The following is a 19,501-nucleotide window of genomic DNA, read 5'->3' on the forward strand; positions in this document are numbered from 1 at the left end:
AATCAAATTCCGGTTGAAAGGCGGGGCCGCTAATGAACGACCCGGGTTTCGTCGGTAACTACTGCTTCATTTCCATCAGGCGGAAACTCATGCCGAACCCGGCTAGCGCGAAGGCCTTGGACGGATCAGTCAGCGCCGGAACCAAAACTTTGTCAGAAGCGGCGAAGACTGAAATCTGATCCTGAGCGAAAATCGAGGGGGCGATTGCGAGCAGCCGCCTATTGAGATCTTCATAGATATTGGCACGCGCTGCTTCATCAAGTGTTGTACGAGCCTTCTCCAGCAGAGCGTCGACTTGTTCATCTTTCAGATGTTCTGGCGACATCCAGGTACCCGCAGCGCTCGAATGATACATGTTAGATAGGAGAGTATCCGGATCACCCGTCATGGTGTTCACGAAGACCTGCGAGACAACGGGTGTACGTTCGGCCTTTGATACCTGATCGGAGAATAGAGCCCAAGGCACCTTGCTGACTTTCGCCTTTATGCCAATCTGCGAGAGATTGGCCTGCAGCAGGAGTGCGAACCGCTCCTCTATTGGAACCTCACCCGTCCAGGATATATCGATATTCATATCCTCGGGCTTATATTTGCACGCGCTGAGATATTCTTTCGCCTTGGTGAGGTCCTGCTTGAGGGGTTGTTCATTGGGAAGAGCTCCCAACATGCCGACCGGGAGTGGTCCGGTAGCAGGACTGCCCAGGGAAACATTGTCTGTGATGGCCACCATCTTAACGCCCGTGCCATAATCAAAGGCGTAGCTTACTGAGAGGCGGCAGTTAACGTCGTCGAAAGGAGGCTTCGTCGTATTCAGCTTGATATAAAACCCGGACGTTCCCCTTTCTGTGAGCAATTGGGCTCCATCGGCAGCGAGCGACTTGAGTACTTCCGGAGGCAGCCATTGCGAGGAGATTTCGTGCTCGCCCTGCGCAATCAACGTGCGTACAGTGGCTGCTTCCAGGCCATAGCGCAGACGCACCTTATCTGGCGCTGTAGCGGGCACTCCGAGAAAATAAGCCGGGTTCTTGGCCATTATCGTCTCTTCTTGCGGATTGTGCGAAATGACGGTGTAAGCACCACTGCCAGCAGCATGGTTCGAAAGAAATGCCTGGCCCCAGTCCTTCATAGGACCATTGCCATCCCCCAGATTGGCCATTACGAGTTTCCTGTCGACAATAGGCAGACGCGTGAGTGCCGAAATGAAAGGGGCATAGATTTCTTTCAAGGTGAAACGGACAGTTGAAGCATCTATCGCCTCTGCCTTTTCCACTTTGTCGAAGAGATATGACAGCCCTTGGCCAAGGGCGCGCATGCGATCAAGCGAAAAGACGACATCATCTGCGGTAAGCGGATTTCCGCTCTGAAATTTTACATCGTCGCGCAATCTGAACGTAAAGACCTTGCCGTCAGTGCTTTCCCATGATTCAGCAATAAATGGCTCATAGCCAGGCTTTCCCTGTTTGGGAACTACCAGTGCATCATAGATGTTGAACATCAGAATGGAGTCGGCGTAATCTGAAGCCTTGGCGGGATCGAGTTCGCCAACGGGCGACTCATCAAGCCTGAGTACGGTGTCTGCGGTCGCTTGATTCTGGATAGATGTAGTGGCCAAAAATGCGGCCAATAGCAGTTTGATGCCAGATCTCATTTTCAGTTCCCCTATTTGTTATTATTTTGGTGCACCACGTCGGTTGACAGCTCTTGTTACAGCAAGGACATTTTCCGAACCGGTCCCCTGATTTTCGTCACCGAACACGTCCATTGTGCATGTGTGAAAAACGATCGTCGTGTCGCCTGTATGATTCCAGGTGACGTGTGTCTGGGAGGACGGGAAATGTGCGGTATCGCCCTCGTTCAGGATCGTAATTTCGCCTTCCAGCTCAAGCGTCAACGAACCGCGAACGATGTAATAGATCTCTTCCCCCTCATGAGATGTCGGTTCACTTCGAAAGCCCGGAGGTTCGTGGATCAATGTCGAGCGCAGAATATTGCCGGGAAAGGCCGCCGATAACCTCTCGTAAGTAACATCTTTTCCCGTCAATGAGCCGAGGCCATAAAGCGGTCTATTATCTCGACGTGTAATCGGCCCCTGAGGCTGAGACTTCTGGAAAAAGGTTCCCACATCGACGTCAAGCACCCGGCAAACGGCAACCAGTGAAACGAGGGAAGGCACGGCAATGCCGCGCTCGATTTGAGATATGAATCCTACTGACAGTTCTGCTTGATCTGCAACTTCCTGAAGCGTTAGTTTCAACGCCTTTCGGCGGCTACGCAAACGCTTTCCTAGCGGCTGTTGATCAGCCTCGATAATTTTGGCGAGATCGCTCATTGTCCCTCTTTTTTAGTATTTATTCAAAATACAACCCACTTAGCGAGTCATGTCAACATTTTTTTAGTATGACTTCAATTTTAATATAGAGGTCGGACGCCTTTGAGCTACTCAAATGGCACTGCATATTCGCAATCCGGAGGCCGATAGGCTCGCGCGCGAGCTTGCGCGCATTGACCGCACAAGCATCACCGATGCTGTAATCGTCGCCCTTCGTGAAACCGTCCGTAACCGGATGAACCAGGAGAAGCCATGGGAGACGGCACAAAAGATCCTTGCCAAACATGGCCGATCTTTTCCGCCAGATCGAAAGCCCGTTCCTCCAGAAGCCTATCACGAGCTTGACCACGATTTGACGGGTGACGAATAGTTTGCGTCAACAGGCACCGCTGTGCCAAAAATCCTGATGCCAAAAACCCGTTGTGAGGTACGCCTTTTCCGGATCGCGAACGCCTTTATTATTTCAAGGGCAGAATATCGTGACAAAAAAGGCAAAATATCTGAAACCAGTTAAATTTGACATGTTTGTTTTCAATGACTTAGAATAACATCAAGGGCCAAAATTCGTGTCACTCGACATTACCGGCGATTTCGGCGAACCGTTCGACCGACGATCCGCGCAAAATTTCGGGATTCCGGATCGGTCTAAAGGCTTCATCCAAGCCCATCTCGATACGCGAGCCGTGTAGGAACGAGGTTCCGCCTTTCGACAGATTGCCAATTGGCTCCACTCTCTGGCCATCGACAACGGGGCTTTCATTGCGCGTATGACCGGCCCATTCATAAATGTCTTGGAAAATATGACCATGTATGGCCTTCAGATGTTGCGCGTTGAAAGTCCCTTTCGGGCCGTCTCCTTCGGCAATTTCAGCCATCCGGAATGCTGCCGCGCGATATTCTTCGACGCGTAGTTCCTTATGCGACTGAATCCCAAGTTTGTTGCGCAGCACATCCCTGCGGTCCGGATCGCCCGATGTGTTCGGATATGTATAGGAACCGTTGGATTCCGTTTCAGCCATGGCGAAAACCAATAAAAAGCCGCCTGCCCTGGGCAGGCGGCATCAAACTAAAAATATTGAGGTTGAACTACTGCGGTTTGCGGACTACGCGATCTCTGTATTCGTCACGCGTGATATCGCCGGCGACATAGGCCGCTGTTGCCTCTTCCAACAGTGGATCGTGGATATAGCCCTGTCGCATATTTGCGGCGCGCGCCTGATTCGTAGCTTTTTTGCGCCTGGCAACAGCTTCCGGAGATCGATCCGGACGGGGGGCATGAACGTTCATCTTCAAAACTCCTGTTGCAGTTAACGCTAGCGCAAAAAGCACGCAAAATCCAGAAAACAAAGGGATTTTCGCGACTTTCGGTGCGTTGCGCCCGGCACTTGGCCGGGCGCTATTGGACTATCAACTGCGCGGATCCCATTCGAGAACGGCCTGAAGGCTTGGGTCGTCCTGTCCGCCGAAGCGACCGAGGTTGGCGTTGTAATTCAAGCGGCGGATCGAGAGATTGCGCTTAAAGCCTTCGCCGTCGGCCTTTGCCTTTCTCCAGATCCCGCCAACTTCGATATTGAAGCCACGTGGGGATTTGGCGAAAACGCGGTGCGTCGGAGCGTCCGGGTTTTCCGAGTTGAAGGGCACGACCTCGATGTCGATGTCGTCGGTCAGCGTCGAGATGCGGCCTTTGCCGGATGCGGTGTCGAGGTCTTCGCTGTCGAACTGGATGAAGTTGGTGATTTCGTTGGCCATGGTATTCACTCCTCTATGTGGTTGCGATGATCGTTCACTGGCACGGCGGTAAGCGGTGTTGCACCCTTGGGCCGGAGCGCTACGGAGGAAGCCGAGGGCCGAAAAATTTGTCGCGCGAGGAGCCGCAGGCGGGGAAATTTTTCAGGCTTCAGGCTTTGCGGCAACCGCGTCGACTTGCGAACGAGCGTCAAAAGCAACCGAATTAGAGGTGTACTCTATGCGCCAATATGGCAATTCGTCTCGTCGACACAGACAGTAGACACAATACCGAAATTATCACGCATGATAGCCGGATGCAGCGCATTTTCAACAGGATTCGTGTAATCTTGGCAAATTTGGATAACCGGATCGGTTCTCTACGCTGATCATCCTATAATGCCAATCTGGTTATGCACGGGCGGACTTATCTGGAGGCATGGACCCGTTGACAGAGATGCGGGCTCTCTACGTCCTCCGTCCAGATTAGAAGCAACCGCTCGCGTGCTACATTCTCGGCATACCCGTATTCGGCAATGTTGATGCCGTGGTTTCGCGGCAAGTAGCGCAACATCGCTTCAGCCTGATCGGCGAGCAACCAGGCTGCATGCCCACGTCTTGCCGCTCAAAAAGCCGCTCTCCTCCCTTTCGCAAGCGTCGATTGCGGCCATAAGGCCACCGCTGCGGCGAAAACGTAGCGAAAGATCATTGCGTGCCTTCCATTCCATGGCGGGCAGCAAGCCCGAAAACCGAGCGCGCAAGATGCAATTCGCCAGCGGCCGCGCGCTCTGTCATGGCGCGCAAATAGCCGCCCGGCGACTTCACTTGCCTCTCGTCGAACTTCTGCAGCGTGATCGCGATGGCAATGGCGGCGGCCTGTTCTCCCATCTGATCGATAGCGCGGCGGCGTGCATCTTCGGAAATGCCCGCTATGCGGCAAATTTGCGGGGCGAGCCGGGCCAATTCAGTCCAGGTGCGAGGGCGCGACACTCCGTAAGTGGTCAGCGCCGGTGTTGCCCGTATCAGGTCTTGCAGAGCCACTAACGCTTGTGGGGAGTAGAGCGGTTGATTGACCTGGCTCGAATTGCGCCCCAAGCTCTTCTCGAGAGCTGTCTTACCGGCGAAGCCGATTTTAGGGAAACTGAGTTGTTCGGCGTATGCCGAACGCATTTCATTCTTACAATATCCAAGGGAATAGGGGTTTGTAATCTGGTTGTGCATGTCGTTTTCGACATATGGGCGTGTCGAATCTTCGTTTCTAGCGGAAGGTTGCTCACCGTGAGGCAGCTGCATTACCCTCTCGATGATCCATTCGATTAAGCCTGTTGCGCGACGAAGAACGGTACTGGATGCTTTGGTCGCGATGCCTACGGCATCAAGCACACGCGCGAAACGCTGCTCGATCATGGCGCGCAGCCGCGCGGGCAGATCCTCCATAGAGGCGAGTGCGTAACGCAGATTGCGAACAGCACCGCGATAGCGGCGCAGGTTCGCATTGAGTGCTTTCTTTTCCGCCTTTGCCTTCCGGACCATCCCATCAAACTCCGGGAAGCGAGCTATAAGAATGCGCAGATCGATGCCACAGGCGTCGGCAATACTGCCGCTCCCATTACGGACCGGATAGCGCTTATAGTTGCCGCTATCCTGCATTGTTATTAAACCGGCATCGAATAGCCGTGATAACATGCGGCTCACACGTCCCTCGGATCGTCCGATCTCGAAAGCAAGCGCCGCATTGGATTTGAACACGATCGGTCGGCCACCTTTGTCATAGCTGTCTGCTGGAGCCGTATTGATCAGTACAACAAGCAAGTGCGCCTCTGTGCCGTTGATGAGGCCAAGGCAAGGGAGTGACTGCGCAAGTCCGATCAGTTGGCCGCGTGTCACCGTTCCAATTTCCGCAGTCTGAGCCAGCCGCCGAAACTCGGTTCGTTGTGATGTCTGTTTGCGGCCGACCCGCCGCACAGGCTGTAGGGCTTCCCCCATACTCCTCGTCTCCTCTTAGGGACCAGGCAAAGCTTTCCCGTTCGCCGAAAAGCGTTTTGTATTGACTTTGGAAGTTGGGAGTGCGACTTTATTTTTACGGAATATTTGAAATTTGCACCCCGCTTCCGGATTTTTTCGGGAGCGGTTTTTCTTTTAAGGTCCGGACAGAAATCTCCTTGAAAAGGTCAAGCATTACTTCGGCATCATGTTACCGATTTGGTATCGTCAGACAACCCTAAATTTCTCGTTCATTCTTCCTAAACGGCATTCAAAGGCCTTAGCAGCTGATAACTGGCATCTAACCCCGGTTTCAATATTACCATTTAGGGTATCTATTGGAACGTAGCGGTCAAGAAAATTGCCATCATTTGAATGAGGCCTCCGGCAACCCTACAGCGCAAATTAAAAGCGCGGGTGCCTCCGGCCTGCTCCCTTCGCTACGCTCTCTTCGCAAATGAAGTCCTCGCATTGGAACTACCGCGTAGGCGATTCATTATTTCGGGCTAAAACACATATCGATGCTATACGTGCATCATCGTTGGGCTACATTTCTGCAGGTCAATCGCAAAGCTGCACCGGTCATCCATCACCCACGGTTGTCACCGGTAGCAAAACTCTCAATGTTGTGAGCCGCTCGATATTCTGTGCGGCTAGAGCAGGTGTTCATAACATTGTCTGGCTTGCCACACCAGTTTTGACGTCGGTTCGACTTGATTCATCTAGTCGACGGCTGTAGGATTAAATCCTACAAAGGAGGTATGCACCATGCGCCGCTCCACACAACAATTCAGCATTACCCTGCCCAATGAAATGGCCGAAATGGTCAGGGCCAAAGTTGCAGCAGGCGAGTATGCCACCGAAAGCGAGGTGTTCCGTGACGGCCTGCGCGCACTTGCAGCCCGCGACAAGGCCGTCGAGGCCTGGCTGCGCAACGAAGTCGTTTCGGCTGCCGCCGCCCTTGACGCCGATCCGGGCCGAGCACTTAGTTCTGTGCAACTGCGCGCCCAGCTAGCTGCCAGGCGCACCAGCAGGAAAACCGTCAGCCCGTGAAACGCTTCGCTGTCGAATATGCCCCCGAGGCCCTTGATCAATTGGCGGCCATAGAATCCTATATCGCAGAAGCGGGTTCGCCGGAAGCTGGCGAACGTTTTGTTGATGAAATCGTTTCCCATTGCGACGCTCTGGAAAGTTTTCCTGAGCGGGGTACAGCGCGTGACGACCTGTTGCTAGGTTTGCGCACTCTTGGTTTCCGCCGCCGTGTCCTGATCGCCTACACGACTGATCGCACAAGTCAGACAGTTCGCATTCTCGGTATTTACTACGGTGGTCAGGATTACGAAGGTCGGCTTGTCGAACAACAATCTGATTAAAACCAATCATTCAACAAAAGCCGGCGAGTACCGAATTTCGCCGAGAACTAACCTTCCTCTACTCCAAGCAAAGGCGGCAAAATTAGCGCTAATCTGGACGCAGCGCTCCTCGCTTCATACATCATTCCTGCCCAGCCGAAACTGACCCGCAGGTGTTATCGCGCACTCGTTGGCCCTATATTGGGTAAACAGTGACCTCGATCAGAAACCGACCCCAGTCTGAACAATGTGTGGTGTGTCCCGCGGCCCAGAAAGAGCCGCCGGGGATTTTGTTTATTTCAGCGACGCCATGCACGACCCCACTCATGCATATTGGGAGCGGTAATTATCATAAAGGCAATTCGATAATCTTTGGCGATCGTTGATCGACATAGATTTACGACCATTCCGTCGTCAGACGGTGGCGGGTTGTAAAACCGTGAACAGCGCCCCACCGTCCCGGTCCAGATCCTGAATATCCAGTAGTAGAAAGCCTCCGAATTCAGGCACAGCGAGTTCGGTCTTGGTAGCGTTCAATGCTGCTCCAACTGCTTTTTTGTTTCCCCACACTTTTCCACGCCTGATCACATCCGGACCATCTGCAGGACTAGCAATGCTGAATTCAACGCCGCCCACATCAACGCCGTCGCAGATGAGATTTCCAGTGCCGTGCAACAATGTAACAGCCATCACTATTCCCTGTGTCTTAATCCAAAATCATCCGAAGTTTCGCAGCTTATCGGTTTTCAGAACCACCCTGCTTCGCTTCTAACCGCTCATTCAACAGGAGCTTGAGCCGGACATTTTCCGCTTCCAGCTCTTCCAGTTCTTCGTCTGTCACCGGTCCGTCTTCAGCCTTGGGGCCCAGCTTTCCCACGTGCCGTTGCTTTTGCGGTGATTTGAGAACGGGAGGCGAAGCTAGAATTTCATCTATCCCCTCCTCTTTCCGCTCGGGCTCCACAACAACTGGCGCTTCTTGAGGGATCTTCGACTCTTCAGCGAGTGATAACCCCTTAGAAGAAGCGACGGGCTCGACCTTTTGGGCTGCTGCCTTGCCATGTATTTCATCAGGATCTGTGGTCGTTACTTTGATGGATAGTCGCGTTGGCAATATAGGTTCAGGCTGCTCAGAGCTTTCGCCGACTGTGGGTTCAGCATCTGGCTTTTCGTTCGGCAAAGCCGGCCTCTTCCGCGATCGCCAACTCTTCAACCGCGCAACGAGACGTTCCCCCAGTGACTTCATCGTGATCGACCTCCCTATCTGCTGTGCCGAGATGCTGTCAGCTTGAGCCTGACAACACAATAGTTTTGGCAACCATAACCGTTACACATGTCACCACAACGCGTGAACAGATTAGTTATGAGGCCAGCAGAGCAGTCTTAGCGACCGTTTCTCTATTGCTTTTCCAATCGTCGAAGCATTTTGAGCAACTGTCTGTTCTCCATGCGCAATTTGGCGGCCAGTTCACGTTTCAGATCGGCATTCTCTATTTCAAGAGCTGACAATTCAGCCTGAATATCAGGCTCGGCAACCACCCGATTTGCCGCTTCGTGTTTCTGCGGAGCTGATTTCTTCTTACGACGTGGAACAGACGGCTTTTTCTCACTGACAACAGGATTTCCCGCCATGTTTGCCGTTTGCAGCTCTTCCGTTGCAAGGGATGCTTCCTCCGGTTTCGAGGCGTCCATGTTGGAAAGTTCTGGCTCGCTCAGAGCCTCTTCAACTTGCTCGATGACCGGCTCAGCATGAGCCACAACTTTTGTAGTGGCGTTCTCGGTTCTGCGCTCGATCAGCTTGGATAGATCAGGCTGGGCCCGAACCTCCACTGGAGATTGCGGCGCATCGGCCTCCACTTGCCGGGCAATCGACTTCAGATCCAGATTTCCCCACAAAGATGACGAGCCCTTGCGAGTACGCTTGTTCTTATATTCAACGACAATATTACGGTTTGGATTTTTCATCCGTGAGTAGCTTTCCAGAGGAGATTTGAAGGTACGCTCCGCGCGCGTCAAAGGGCTTTTAGCAGTAGCTACATATTATGCGGCGGATTTTCAACACTCAACAGAATGTCCGACCTGATCGATATGTCCTGAAAGCAAGTTCATCTCATCTTGAACACATGATGTACACGGCCTTATTGTTACATCAACCATTGACCTGTATTTTTGACGCCTAAATGAATTTCCAAACATTGATCTGGAGAAGCATACCATGGCAGACGAAACCATTGCAGCAGTAAACGAGACACCAGTTGAGGTGAAAACCGCCGAGCCTGTGGATGCCACGAAGAAAACCCGTGCGCCACGCAAAAAAGCTGAGCCTAGGCCCGCAAAGGCGGCTACAGCACCTGCCGCTAAAACTACCAGGGCCGCATCCAGACCAGTGAAAGCAGCCGAAGCTGCTTCAAAAGCAGAACCCGCTGCAACTCCACCGGTAGAGAACAAGCGCAACAAGTATACGCCGGCCCAGCGCGCCTCCATCCTTGCTTCGATCGAAAAAGCCACAAAAGATGGCAAGACCACTCTCAAGGCTGCATTGCAGCAATCTAAAGTGAGTGAGCAGACCTATTATAACTGGAAGAACGCTGCTACAAAGAAAGCGCCCGCGCCGTCGGCAGGGTCGTCCAGCGATGATCTTTCCAGCTTGGTTGCACTGGAAGCAGAGAACCTCAAGCTACGCCAAGAACTTGCTGCAAAGCTGCGTGCTGAGAATGAAGAGTTGCGTAGACGTCTGGGTCGAACCTGAGGCGAATTGCTCCGCAGCATCTGCACCAGGGTGCTGTCAAAACAGATGACTTCCTACGTGTAAGTCATCTGTTCACCTTTCGATGATGAAAATTCGAAGCCTTTGTTCTCTCCTTCCAATGGCTCTCTAATAAAGCCAAGAGCGAGGGTTACCATTCCGCACAACTTTTGGTCTGGATTAGTGCATGACGACCGCCAAGCGTCACGGGCAGGATTATGCTGATTGCCAATACCAAGATGGAGTCACATCATGATTTTGGGTCCCGCTCGGGCCGAGGCACTCTACAAAGCGATAAAAGCCCTGAATGAAGGGGGCGGCCAGCTACTTAACGCTTCCTTTGATGCATTCGTCCACGGTGAGGTAATCATTGATGTTTTTACCCACCCTGATGATCGCATCGAACTGCGATCTGCCGGCAATGTAACGGAAGTACACGACGACCTATCCATTTTCGCAGCTGCCTATCGTTTGCAAGCGCTGTGATTGCTCAAGCGAAGGATGACACTGCGTTTGATTTCAGTTTTTTATCTATGAAATCTTCGTACGGTCCGATCGATTGAGACTTAACAGAAGACAATTGAATAATGCGCTTAAACCATAGACCGGGTCATCGCCCAATGACGTGCTTTTTTGCTATTTCCAAGGCCTTCCGCGCATTGTTCTCAGCGGTCTCCTCGGTCGGCGCAACCGACTGGATTGTGAGCCTGTCTCCGGCTTCTACGACAAAAATATTCACCCCCTTCAGGCCACCTACATTCGGAAGGCGGATAAGTCGTCCAATCGCAGGGGACACATCGATTTTCTCGATCTTGAAACCGATTTTTTCGGAACTGACGTCCAGCTCTGTGAGATAACCTTCGTCCGTTCTGTTTTCTTGCCCTTGCTCGTCGACATGGCGATCGATAGCGATCATCAAATGCTGGTCGTCATCTGTTCCGCAGCAGGACATCCGAAAGTTAGTCGGTTCTTCCGCATGATGCGCGGAGGCATCGAAAATTGACCAGAACTCCTGCTTGATGGGCGTCAGCTCATGGATTTTGAAACCGTCGGCCCGCACGGGGACATTAATTCCGGCAAGTGCAATCGCGATGACGACCGCTATGAAAGATCTATTTTTCATTCAGGGCACCATTACATTAAGTTAAGCACGACCACAGTGAATCTGGACCGCTACGCTTGAAAATAAAGTCAAAACTTGCGTCATGATAGCGTTCGTGCAGCCAAATCAGTTCAGTCACAGTGGCCCGGCGCAGGACAGTTCGACGCGGACATCTTTACCTGCAATCAGATTCTGATCCGATGCGAGGATCACTGTTCTATCGCCCTCTCGTGCAAGTGAAATGATGCCTTGCTGCAGCTTCTGGCGTATGCCGTTGACGTCCACGCTGGCGGTGTAATTGACCAATGCAGACATGCATCCACACATTCCGATCGACCGGTGCAAATTAAACCTCGCGTCGAAGGAAACAATGTTCGCCTGCCTCCTCACCTGCCCGGCCTTCAGATCGACGCAGGCCGATAGTCCGTTCTGCAAGTCAATCTTGACCGCTTCACTCGAAGCTGCGTGTACCGTGGAAATGGCGCAAAAGAACACAACCACGAATGATCTGAATAGGGGCCATCTTCTCCTTGCAGAAATCCGGATGACTTCGTCTGTTTCAGGAAGCTTTTGACCCGAACCACTAATCATTTTTCTTGTTGATCCGTTCGTCGTTAACCTGATCTGTCTTTAACGGAGCGGTCTGCTGTTTCACAGTGCCGATCAAACCAGTTTCCCGCCACGCATCTTTTTCTGATTTCAGTCCGTCGTCGTCTGCCAACGCACTTAAGAGCGCCCTGGTCTCGTAATTTCCACCATGTGCATCTCCCGTAACCAACACTGTTTTTCCTCCGTGAGACGCAGCGTCCCTTAGCGCCTCAAGCCGATTGATTTCCATCATGAACGCCATGGCGTCCGCATCTGTCAGTGTCGTATCCGCTCGAAACGCGGCAAGGGCTCGCGCATTGCCTTCTGCGATAATGCTGCGACTGGCTGCGATGCCCCGCGCCGTTATCGACATGGCGGCAGCAGACGCTTCCGCACTCTTTGTCCGCTTAATTTTCTCAGCCTCTCCATCATTGTGTGCCGCTTCCAATCTGCGTTGAGAAGCAAGCACTTCGTTGAAGGCTGAAATCATCTCCGGCGTTGGCCGCGGGTCATCAATCAACACGGCACGGATCTCATAACCATATGCATTGATAGCTTCGTCCAGAGATTCACGGACAGTGCGCGTGAATTCGTCTCGATCAGTATAAAGTTGGTCGAATGTTCTCGCCGCAGCGACCGCACGTGCATCTGTTGCGACGTAGGATTCGATCTGCTCTTCGGGATTATGTAACTCGTAAAAGGCCGCCTCTACTGCAGCAGGAATAACCCGATATTGCAGGCTGATCGGCATGGTGACGAAGGCATTGTCTTTGGATTTGACGCCCAGCTGAAGAGATATCTGTTTCGTCTGCAAGGAAAACGGCGAGCGAGCGCGCTGAAATGGCCAGGGAAATTTTATCGACAAACCCGCTTTACGATAGCCAGTGTAACGGCCGAAGGTTTCAATAATTCTCACGTGCTGCTGGGGTGTCATGACAAAGAAGCTCTTAAGCCAACGCAGTCCCAGATATATCGCCAGAATGGTAATAATAACCGATACAGGCGTTGTAATAATGGAACTGGAAAATTCAAATCCAAGAAAATTAAACATTCCAACCCTTCTTAATTTCGAATTTCACTATTTTCAGTTTGCTCACTGAACGGCACTGTTCCTCATCATTCAACCACAGAACATCATGATTGGCAGCAATTGCTATTTTAACCAAAGCTCTTTGACTGGCAAGTCGTTCTGGTATGTGTGTCATCGACGCCTGCTTAATGCGATAAATGACTTTAATGACTGGCGAAAGCTGATCATTCCTACAGAATTGGACGCGACAGGCTGCGACATATATTGGATTTGGACAATTATGCTGGCGGCACGGATAACAATATCGGCACGTCAAACTCTGTTCACATTCCCTCAATAGGACAGCAAACCACCAGAGCGCGGGGAATAGGAAGCATGAACGAAAAGTCGCAAATCAGATCGAACCCTGTCCTTGCCACGGATAAGGATATTCGAAGAGCAACGGCAATCGCCGATTTGCTCGTGCAGCCGCTCGGCGTTCTACCCGACACCGTTGGCGATCCTGTTCGACCGGTCTGAATCGGCATCCCGCAGACTTGTAGCCAGGTCCACCGCTGCATTCTGGCGGCGGGCGGCCTACGCTTATATTTCTGATCTCCCTGTTCAGCGGTACTCCATACGCGCCTTGCAGGGAAGCCATTCAACGAAACCGAGACGCCCTCTTCTTTTGGCGATCATCCGCCAAACCGCTTATCGTTATTAAAGCCCCTCGCCTAACGGCTCGAACGTCGGAAAAAGGACAACCAGTGCGATAAGCAAATCAACGCCAGACCGGCCACAAGAATGACGCCGAGCGCAAAAAATCCACTTAGCGCCCAAAATATGATCGGATTATCGCTCATGTAAACGTCCGGCCCTCGTCTGTTGACGATCCTCCCGTTCTGTATGACGCCTACTAGACCCTGTGCACCAGCCCAGACCAGCCAAGAAAGCAGTCCCGCGACAAGGCCCGAGCCCAGAATTTGGCTTATTCTCGATAGATGTTTCCAATTCATGGCTGTGCCTTCAGAACCGGGCCCAAGCAGTCTCACATCGAGACGAGACACCCACTTGCCATCATTTCCGAAAACAGGAGCTGACGGATTGAGAAGGTCCCTCCCCTCGCCTTCTGTGTCAGAGATCGTAGATATCCGCCGGGCGAATTGATGGTTGATAGTTTCTGCAGGATCCAAGCAATAGCCGTCGAAGCGGTTTCTGGCCCCATGAAACGGATCGCTTCCTGATAGGCTGACTGACTGATACCGAGAAAGCGTGAGACAATACGCGAGGCATCGAGAAGCTCACGCCATGACGTAATGCCATTCGTACAATACTCGCGGATGTCTGGACATGATCGCAGCACCTGGTCGAGAGAAATGGATGGCTTTAACTGGCCTGAAGTTCCTTCCTTCAGCTTCACAGAAACGGGTGTTTCCGCGGAAAGCGCATTCAAATCAATCTTTTTGCCATTTTGAGATTCAAAAAGGGATTCTGGCAGGGATTCACTATGCTGCCGCTCATATTGAGCGACGCTGCCGCTCATTTCCGGAACAATCTCTATTGTTTTCAGAGCGATAGCCAATTCACCACGAATGGCTTCAAAACTGGCCCTGATTGCGGACAGTTCATCAAGAGATGCACGGCGAGGAATAGCGTCGACAATGGCGCGGAAGCGAACAAACAATGCTTCGATACGTTCACCAGGTTCACCTGCTTCGTGAGCCTTATCCGCAAAGGCTGCCGCGATATCTCGGCGCATGACCGACACTTCGTCGCGAAGACGCTTCAGTGCTTTCTGATCGGCGAGAATTTTATCCGCGATAGCAGCAACGTCAGAGGCGCGATCGAGCAAGGGCGCAAAGGAAAAGCCGAAAGCAAGCTCGATGCCGCCTTCTCTATCCTTATGAGCATAACGTTTACGCGTCGGACTATCCTTGCGCGCAATGATCCCGGCTTCGATCAGGGACGTCAGGTGTCGCCGCAGTGTAGATTCCGGCATGCCATGGGCGCGCAGCGAAAGCTGTCGATTGGATGGGAACACGACGAGACCGCTTTTCTCATCCAATTCATCATCGGGTAGAAATGACAACAGCGAGCTCAGCACAGCAAGGCAACGATCATTCATACCGAATTCTGCCTTAGCGACGCAAAGCTGTTTGTAGAGCGCCCATCTGTTTACGCCCCTCCCCTGCTTGGGCTTCTCTTGCCGGCCAGAATTTTGAGCAAACACCTTCATTCGCCCACGCAATGCGGACGTGTCAGTCTTCAGAACTTGCATTCCCTCTCACCTTTCAAAAGGCAAAAGAAATCCACCCGCCAAAAAGACGCTTACGACTCTTGACACTGATTCATGGAAATGCGATTCTCAGTCTGCTAAAACATCGAGAAGGGCTTCCACGACGGCAACGTTTGGGGGCCTTTTTCTTTTGCGGCTTAATCTCCATTCTTGGTTTCTGATTGCTTGAACTCCTCAAAAAGGATTTCAAGTCGCTCGGATAACCAATCGCCGAACGGTCTAGCCTTCTCGCTTCTGAAAGAGAAATCGACCCGTTTCGGCTTTTGACTCATCGTAATTGCAAATTCGCTATATCCCCACGACTTTGCCGTTGGTGTGGTTCGTTCCTTTTTGACCGGCTTGCCTTTGGCATTCGCCGCAGCGAAGACCCGATTGAAACGCTCGTCGCTATCTATTGAACCAAAATCTTCCGAAGTTACGATTTCGGAAATCGCAGTGGCCTTACGTTCGACCAGAAGGCTTAGTTCAAGCCAGCGTTCGCGCCCCACCCCGGGGGCTGATCCTATAACATTGATGAGTTCCGGCGAAATACGGGACGTTACGGAAATCATCTTGGAAACCGCTGCCGCATTAGCTGCAAGTGCTGAGGAGATTGTTTCACGGTCATATCCGAGAATCTCAAGATTTTTTGCGAAAAGAGCTTTCTCAATGAAGCTGAGATTTGCTCGAGCCGAATTTTCTTGCCCTTGCGCGATAATATGTGTTTTGTCGTCAAGTGCCTTTACAACTGCTCGAACATTGCGTCCGAGCTCGCGGGCGACCTTTACACGGCGATGACCAAAGACGATCATAAAGCGACCATCTACGCTTGGATGAGGACGAACGAGTATAGGGCTGTTCTGTCCGCGTTCCTGAATAGCTTGCAGAAGCTCCTGATATTCTTCACCATCAGTGCCAAGACGATCAGATACAAAAGAACTGTCTATAACATTTGGATCGAGGTCGACTACTTGCTCACCTTCAAGGAAAGCGTCAGCTTGACGTGCAAGCTCATTAACAGAACGGATCATGGATTTGGATGCACCACCGATCCGATAATTGGACGTCACTGGCTCTTCGGTTGACTCCGTAAGTCCCGCGAGAAGATTTTTCCTAGCCATTTCAGTCTCCGTAATCGCTTATCTCACTGAATTTGCAATCATAAATGCTGGATTTGTCAGCAGACAAACTCATCTGCCCCAAGATTCGTGGATAAGGCCTTCAATTTCGCCATTGACGGCATCTAATGATTCAATTGCACGTTCATAGGTCGAACGCGTCATCGCGCTTTTTTCGACCTCATAGAGAGTTTGCTTTGTGATCCCAGCATCCGAGACAGCGGTTGATTTGACCATCTGGTTCTTGAGGATAAACTCGCCAAACAATGTCTGCAAAAAAGCCACCATCTGAGCCTGTGGCTGATCTGTTGGCTCGTATCTTGTTACAAGGTAGCGATACCATTCCAGATTTACCTCTGCGCCAGCAGCGCGGATAGGCTCGAGAATATTGCCAAGCATCAGGAGGAACTGGCCCATCGACATCACATCCAGCATCTGGGGATGTATCGTGATGAGAACTGCTGTGGCTGACGTGAGCGCCGTTATGGTCAGATAGCCAAGCTGTGGAGGGCAATCAATGACGACGATGTCGTATTGGTCGTCAACTTCTTCGAGCGCTTTGGAGATGCGGGTGAAGAATGATTTACCAGCATTAGAATTGCGGTCACTCATTGCGAGCGGGGTATCATATTCAAATTCCTGCAATTCTAAATTTGCAGGCACGATGTCCAGTCCAGGAAAGTTGGTGTTCTGAATAATTTCAGAGAGCGGCTTTTGCCCTTCATCATATCGGATCGCGTCATAGATTGAAGGGACCTGATCCAACTCCGGTTGAAACCCGTGCAGTGACGAAAGTGAAGCTTGAGGGTCGAGGTCGATTGCCAAGACGCGATGACCAGTAAGGGCCAGATGTTGAGCCAGATGGGCGGTAGTTGTAGTTTTCCCAGAGCCGCCCTTGAAGTTTACGACCGCTATGACCTGAAGATGTTCACCTGGCTTTCTGTGAGGGACGTACTTACGTGTTTCCGACCGACCGTTTTGATCAAGATACTGGCGAATGTCGTGCATCTGCTCTGCGGTGTACGAACGCCGACCAGACGGCGAAGTTTCAGGAGCGGGGCCTTTGCCTTCCAAATGAAGTTTCTTAAGATGGCTCTGACTTACCCCTATATATTGTGATGCTTCTGCAAGAGAGAATGAACGAAGCGTCTTCTTTCCAGAATCAGGGAAGTTCTGAACGCTGAGCAAATGCAACTTCTTCGAAATTTGATCCCCTTGATCGAGGATGTGTTTTTCGAATTTAAGCGTGGCTTTCGGCTTTTTGAGCGAGATCTCGTTCATTACCCATTGATTTCCATAAAAACGATTTTTAGCCAGAATGGCCAATCTAACCGTTATTATGTCCGATTCTTAGGGATGCGCAACAAATTTAAAGTTAATAATAAGTTAACACCGTCGCAGGGTCTATAGCTCTTGCTCTTGTAGATTATCATATTGATTTAAAGCAATATTTTCCAACTTTTGTCAGCAGACAAAATGCTGAGGTTGGTTTAATCTGGGAGCGAAACGTCACAAAGTTAAATGCAGACGAATAGTCAAGAACGATCGTTTCGCCAAAGGCGTCGGAATCAATGCGTCCTATAACCTAATGCCACGGCCGTTGGCTGTGCGAGTTATGACGTCTCTCCGGAGTTGCCATAGGATGAAGTTCACTCAACAACGCCGCGATTGCGATGTGTGTTCCCGCGCGCTCCTGCAATAACGTGAATACGCAATTCCTATCCACCGATTTGCAAATAACAAATCCTGCGTCTAAACACCGTACGCGCCCCTGGGAGGACGGGCCTGTGTTGTTTTAGAAGATGGATGGAAGAATAATGATTATTGTTTGGCGTGGATGGGGTTTTCTCTCCATCTTTATTATCGGAGCGGTGACGGTTACCACTTTGCTCGGCACACTTTGGGTGACAGAAACCTTACAGTTGCCGGACTGGACAAAAGCTCTTGATTTTGCGCTCTCCTTAACCATGGCCGGTGTCGTCAACTGGATAGCTGGCCGATATCTCAACAAAGCGAGCAAATCCCGGTTTGTGCCCAACGGAAACACCAGTCGCTCATCTGGCGACAGCGCGGTCGGGCACGATCTGTTCTTCATAAAGATGGAGTACTGGTCAGTCCCGCTCATTGTTATAGCAGCCTGGTTTACGGCAGCTGCTTTCTTCGCCCGTTAGTCTGGGCTCATAAACGCGATTGGTTGCCTGCGTTTTCGACGCAGATACCGCATGACGGATTCAAACCAGTTATCAGACCCAGTCGAAACAATTCCAATTCCGAAAAAAAGGCTCGTTCACGCATTAGTGTGACGTTAAAGTAGCATGACACCAATTATGAAATCGCTTCTAACTGCGTTATTCCTTTCTGCAGGAGTTTGCCTTGCAGGCTGCAATGATCAAAAGGATGAGCAATCAACGGCGGAGGTTGAACAGTCTTCAGCCCAGCAGCAGGAGATTGCGAAATACAATACCTATATTGACGCGGCAAACGGCAGCGCGTCTTTCGCAGCCAATCTCGCTGACCATCTGAAATATTATCAGGAGACGCTGGAAAAGGGCCGGGAGCTCAAAAACTATTCCGTCGAAAGTCCGTATAATATCAAACGTATGCGTGAGACGCTCGACAAGGCTTTGGCGTTGCCGGCGGAACCACCCGAGATCGACGAGGCTGCAAAAGCCCTTACTGCGGCGTTGAAAGAAGTTGAACCGTTGAATACGGAACTGGACAGCTACGCACAGGCGAATGGCTATCTCGCAGACAAGGGAAAAAAGGCCCGTGAAAAGGATGGCGATTACGTTGCCGCAATGGCGAAAGTCGCAGCCGCAGAAAAAGATTTCTATAACGGTATCAGCAAGCGAGATGAGGTGAACACCCGTGCTGCGTTCGAGCAGGCCCAGAAGGACTCTGTCGAATATTTTCGCGCAGGCATAATCTTTTATTCAAAGCAGACCGCGCGACTTGCCGATGAATTCTTCCAGTCGAAGGGTGAAGAAAAAACTGCACGGGCCTTTGGCGACAGTCTCAATCAGGTCAATAAAATGGCGGAAGGCTTTGATAAAAAGATCCGCGAAAGCAGGCCGGATGGTTGCACGAGCATGATGCGTTCGATCAACAGCGTCCTGGCACGCGGACGTAATGCCATTCAGCGTGCTGAGCGAGGCGATTACAAGGGCCATGAGTTTAGCAGCCTTTCCGATCCGGTTGCCATGGATGTCCGCGCGTTCAATCAGGACTTCAACAATATGATCAACGACTTCAATCGCGATCGATGCTGAAACGGGGA

22 protein-coding genes and 1 pseudogene are annotated in these 19,501 nt (G+C 51.4%); 8 read left to right on the forward strand and 15 right to left on the reverse strand.

What is annotated here, in order from left to right; all coding sequences use genetic code 11:
* Positions 1-58 precede the first annotated feature (58 nt).
* Together WIX40_RS22960 and WIX40_RS22965 are read right to left on the reverse strand one after the other, a co-directional pair.
* Positions 59-1,648, reverse strand: coding sequence for an ABC transporter substrate-binding protein (locus tag WIX40_RS22960; RefSeq protein ID WP_182506613.1), 1,590 nt, complete (start codon positions 1,646-1,648; stop codon positions 59-61).
* Positions 1,649-1,669: 21 nt separating this feature from the next.
* A complete protein-coding gene (locus WIX40_RS22965) occupies positions 1,670-2,329 on the reverse strand; it encodes a helix-turn-helix domain-containing protein (RefSeq protein ID WP_113731494.1) in 660 nt (219 codons plus the stop codon).
* A gap of 115 nt (positions 2,330-2,444) precedes the next feature.
* On the opposite strand from WIX40_RS22965, the gene WIX40_RS22970 reads away from it, so the two are divergent.
* Positions 2,445-2,699 (forward strand): type II toxin-antitoxin system VapB family antitoxin, encoded by a 255-nt coding sequence (locus WIX40_RS22970; RefSeq protein WP_162792733.1) that lies wholly within the window; start codon positions 2,445-2,447, stop codon positions 2,697-2,699.
* Positions 2,700-2,904: 205 nt separating this feature from the next.
* On the opposite strand, the pseudogene WIX40_RS22975 reads toward WIX40_RS22970, so the two are convergent.
* The 4 genes and pseudogenes from WIX40_RS22975 to repC (WIX40_RS22990) form a co-directional block, all read right to left on the reverse strand.
* Positions 2,905-3,348: pseudogene (locus WIX40_RS22975) on the reverse strand (Fic/DOC family protein); the annotation flags it as partial.
* A 67-nt stretch (positions 3,349-3,415) separates the two neighbouring features.
* Positions 3,416-3,616, reverse strand: a complete 201-nt coding sequence (locus tag WIX40_RS22980) for an antitoxin VbhA family protein (RefSeq protein ID WP_182506612.1) — start codon at positions 3,614-3,616, stop codon at positions 3,416-3,418.
* Positions 3,617-3,736: 120 nt separating this feature from the next.
* Entirely contained in the window at positions 3,737-4,078 is a 342-nt protein-coding gene (locus WIX40_RS22985) for a DUF736 family protein (RefSeq protein WP_182506611.1), read from the reverse strand.
* Between the two features lie 681 nt (positions 4,079-4,759).
* Positions 4,760-6,040, reverse strand: a complete 1,281-nt coding sequence (gene repC, locus WIX40_RS22990; protein WP_182506610.1) for a plasmid replication protein RepC — start codon at positions 6,038-6,040, stop codon at positions 4,760-4,762.
* Positions 6,041-6,805: 765 nt separating this feature from the next.
* Between repC (WIX40_RS22990) and WIX40_RS22995 the strand changes: the two genes are divergently transcribed.
* Both WIX40_RS22995 and WIX40_RS23000 read left to right on the forward strand, forming a co-directional pair.
* Positions 6,806-7,090, forward strand: a complete 285-nt coding sequence (locus tag WIX40_RS22995) for a ribbon-helix-helix domain-containing protein (RefSeq protein ID WP_182506609.1) — start codon at positions 6,806-6,808, stop codon at positions 7,088-7,090.
* Positions 7,087-7,410 (forward strand): type II toxin-antitoxin system RelE/ParE family toxin, encoded by a 324-nt coding sequence (locus WIX40_RS23000; protein ID WP_182506608.1) that lies wholly within the window; start codon positions 7,087-7,089, stop codon positions 7,408-7,410. Before WIX40_RS22995 ends, WIX40_RS23000 begins: the two co-directional genes overlap by 4 nt.
* Before the next feature lie 393 nt (positions 7,411-7,803).
* Here the strand turns inward: WIX40_RS23000 and WIX40_RS23005 are convergent, their stop codons facing one another.
* The 3 genes from WIX40_RS23005 to WIX40_RS23015 form a co-directional block, all read right to left on the reverse strand.
* Positions 7,804-8,079 (reverse strand): hypothetical protein, encoded by a 276-nt coding sequence (locus WIX40_RS23005; RefSeq protein ID WP_182506607.1) that lies wholly within the window; start codon positions 8,077-8,079, stop codon positions 7,804-7,806.
* Between the two features lie 46 nt (positions 8,080-8,125).
* Entirely contained in the window at positions 8,126-8,566 is a 441-nt protein-coding gene (locus tag WIX40_RS23010; protein WP_262077869.1) for a hypothetical protein, read from the reverse strand.
* Between the two features lie 218 nt (positions 8,567-8,784).
* Complete coding sequence (locus WIX40_RS23015) at positions 8,785-9,351, reverse strand: hypothetical protein (protein ID WP_182506605.1); 567 nt, start codon at positions 9,349-9,351, stop codon at positions 8,785-8,787.
* Positions 9,352-9,601: 250 nt separating this feature from the next.
* Between WIX40_RS23015 and WIX40_RS23020 the strand changes: the two genes are divergently transcribed.
* Both WIX40_RS23020 and WIX40_RS23025 read left to right on the forward strand, forming a co-directional pair.
* A complete protein-coding gene (locus WIX40_RS23020; RefSeq protein ID WP_182506604.1) occupies positions 9,602-10,135 on the forward strand; it encodes a transposase in 534 nt (177 codons plus the stop codon).
* Positions 10,136-10,384: 249 nt separating this feature from the next.
* Positions 10,385-10,618 (forward strand): hypothetical protein, encoded by a 234-nt coding sequence (locus tag WIX40_RS23025; RefSeq protein WP_262077867.1) that lies wholly within the window; start codon positions 10,385-10,387, stop codon positions 10,616-10,618.
* A 124-nt stretch (positions 10,619-10,742) separates the two neighbouring features.
* Here the strand turns inward: WIX40_RS23025 and WIX40_RS23030 are convergent, their stop codons facing one another.
* The 3 genes from WIX40_RS23030 to WIX40_RS23040 form a co-directional block, all read right to left on the reverse strand.
* Positions 10,743-11,255 (reverse strand): hypothetical protein, encoded by a 513-nt coding sequence (locus tag WIX40_RS23030; RefSeq protein WP_182506603.1) that lies wholly within the window; start codon positions 11,253-11,255, stop codon positions 10,743-10,745.
* A gap of 114 nt (positions 11,256-11,369) precedes the next feature.
* Positions 11,370-11,825 (reverse strand): DUF2195 family protein, encoded by a 456-nt coding sequence (locus WIX40_RS23035; RefSeq protein ID WP_182506602.1) that lies wholly within the window; start codon positions 11,823-11,825, stop codon positions 11,370-11,372.
* Positions 11,818-12,873 (reverse strand): SPFH domain-containing protein, encoded by a 1,056-nt coding sequence (locus WIX40_RS23040; RefSeq protein WP_339442474.1) that lies wholly within the window; start codon positions 12,871-12,873, stop codon positions 11,818-11,820. Before WIX40_RS23040 ends, WIX40_RS23035 begins: the two co-directional genes overlap by 8 nt.
* A 354-nt stretch (positions 12,874-13,227) precedes the next feature.
* On the opposite strand from WIX40_RS23040, the gene WIX40_RS23045 reads away from it, so the two are divergent.
* Entirely contained in the window at positions 13,228-13,371 is a 144-nt protein-coding gene (locus WIX40_RS23045; RefSeq protein WP_182506600.1) for a hypothetical protein, read from the forward strand.
* 508 nt (positions 13,372-13,879) lie between these two features.
* On the opposite strand, the gene repC (WIX40_RS23050) is transcribed toward WIX40_RS23045, so the two are convergent.
* The 3 genes from repC (WIX40_RS23050) to repA form a co-directional block, all read right to left on the reverse strand.
* Positions 13,880-15,109 carry a plasmid replication protein RepC gene (gene repC / locus WIX40_RS23050; protein ID WP_182506599.1) on the reverse strand — a complete coding sequence of 410 codons (1,230 nt, stop codon included), beginning with the start codon at positions 15,107-15,109 and terminating at the stop codon, positions 13,880-13,882.
* Positions 15,110-15,264: 155 nt separating this feature from the next.
* A complete protein-coding gene (repB, locus tag WIX40_RS23055; RefSeq protein WP_031346297.1) occupies positions 15,265-16,227 on the reverse strand; it encodes a plasmid partitioning protein RepB in 963 nt (320 codons plus the stop codon).
* Between the two features lie 69 nt (positions 16,228-16,296).
* On the reverse strand, positions 16,297-17,505 hold the full coding sequence (gene repA / locus WIX40_RS23060) for a plasmid partitioning protein RepA (protein WP_339442479.1): 1,209 nt from the start codon (positions 17,503-17,505) through the stop codon (positions 16,297-16,299).
* 536 nt (positions 17,506-18,041) lie between these two features.
* Between repA and WIX40_RS23065 the strand changes: the two genes are divergently transcribed.
* Both WIX40_RS23065 and WIX40_RS23070 read left to right on the forward strand, forming a co-directional pair.
* Positions 18,042-18,395, forward strand: a complete 354-nt coding sequence (locus WIX40_RS23065; protein ID WP_182506598.1) for a hypothetical protein — start codon at positions 18,042-18,044, stop codon at positions 18,393-18,395.
* Between the two features lie 156 nt (positions 18,396-18,551).
* On the forward strand, positions 18,552-19,493 hold the full coding sequence (locus tag WIX40_RS23070) for a DUF3829 domain-containing protein (RefSeq protein WP_182506597.1): 942 nt from the start codon (positions 18,552-18,554) through the stop codon (positions 19,491-19,493).
* The last annotated feature ends 8 nt before the right edge of the window (positions 19,494-19,501 follow it).

Source organism: Ochrobactrum teleogrylli (genome assembly GCF_037482325.1).
Lineage (GTDB): Bacteria > Pseudomonadota > Alphaproteobacteria > Rhizobiales > Rhizobiaceae > Brucella > Brucella teleogrylli.

Coding starts and splice junctions, on each gene's coding strand:
- WIX40_RS22960 (WP_182506613.1), bottom strand. CDS start 1,648: ATGAGATCTGGCATCAAACTGCTATTGGCCGCATTTTTGGCCACTACA.
- WIX40_RS22965 (WP_113731494.1), bottom strand. CDS start 2,329: ATGAGCGATCTCGCCAAAATTATCGAGGCTGATCAACAGCCGCTAGGA.
- WIX40_RS22970 (WP_162792733.1), top strand. CDS start 2,445: ATGGCACTGCATATTCGCAATCCGGAGGCCGATAGGCTCGCGCGCGAG.
- WIX40_RS22980 (WP_182506612.1), bottom strand. CDS start 3,616: ATGAACGTTCATGCCCCCCGTCCGGATCGATCTCCGGAAGCTGTTGCC.
- WIX40_RS22985 (WP_182506611.1), bottom strand. CDS start 4,078: ATGGCCAACGAAATCACCAACTTCATCCAGTTCGACAGCGAAGACCTC.
- repC (WP_182506610.1), bottom strand. CDS start 6,040: ATGGGGGAAGCCCTACAGCCTGTGCGGCGGGTCGGCCGCAAACAGACA.
- WIX40_RS22995 (WP_182506609.1), top strand. CDS start 6,806: ATGCGCCGCTCCACACAACAATTCAGCATTACCCTGCCCAATGAAATG.
- WIX40_RS23005 (WP_182506607.1), bottom strand. CDS start 8,079: ATGGCTGTTACATTGTTGCACGGCACTGGAAATCTCATCTGCGACGGC.
- WIX40_RS23015 (WP_182506605.1), bottom strand. CDS start 9,351: ATGAAAAATCCAAACCGTAATATTGTCGTTGAATATAAGAACAAGCGT.
- WIX40_RS23020 (WP_182506604.1), top strand. CDS start 9,602: ATGGCAGACGAAACCATTGCAGCAGTAAACGAGACACCAGTTGAGGTG.
- WIX40_RS23025 (WP_262077867.1), top strand. CDS start 10,385: ATGATTTTGGGTCCCGCTCGGGCCGAGGCACTCTACAAAGCGATAAAA.
- WIX40_RS23030 (WP_182506603.1), bottom strand. CDS start 11,255: ATGAAAAATAGATCTTTCATAGCGGTCGTCATCGCGATTGCACTTGCC.
- WIX40_RS23035 (WP_182506602.1), bottom strand. CDS start 11,825: ATGATTAGTGGTTCGGGTCAAAAGCTTCCTGAAACAGACGAAGTCATC.
- WIX40_RS23040 (WP_339442474.1), bottom strand. CDS start 12,873: ATGTTTAATTTTCTTGGATTTGAATTTTCCAGTTCCATTATTACAACG.
- WIX40_RS23045 (WP_182506600.1), top strand. CDS start 13,228: ATGAACGAAAAGTCGCAAATCAGATCGAACCCTGTCCTTGCCACGGAT.
- repC (WP_182506599.1), bottom strand. CDS start 15,109: ATGCAAGTTCTGAAGACTGACACGTCCGCATTGCGTGGGCGAATGAAG.
- repB (WP_031346297.1), bottom strand. CDS start 16,227: ATGGCTAGGAAAAATCTTCTCGCGGGACTTACGGAGTCAACCGAAGAG.
- repA (WP_339442479.1), bottom strand. CDS start 17,505: ATGAACGAGATCTCGCTCAAAAAGCCGAAAGCCACGCTTAAATTCGAA.
- WIX40_RS23065 (WP_182506598.1), top strand. CDS start 18,042: ATGATTATTGTTTGGCGTGGATGGGGTTTTCTCTCCATCTTTATTATC.
- WIX40_RS23070 (WP_182506597.1), top strand. CDS start 18,552: ATGAAATCGCTTCTAACTGCGTTATTCCTTTCTGCAGGAGTTTGCCTT.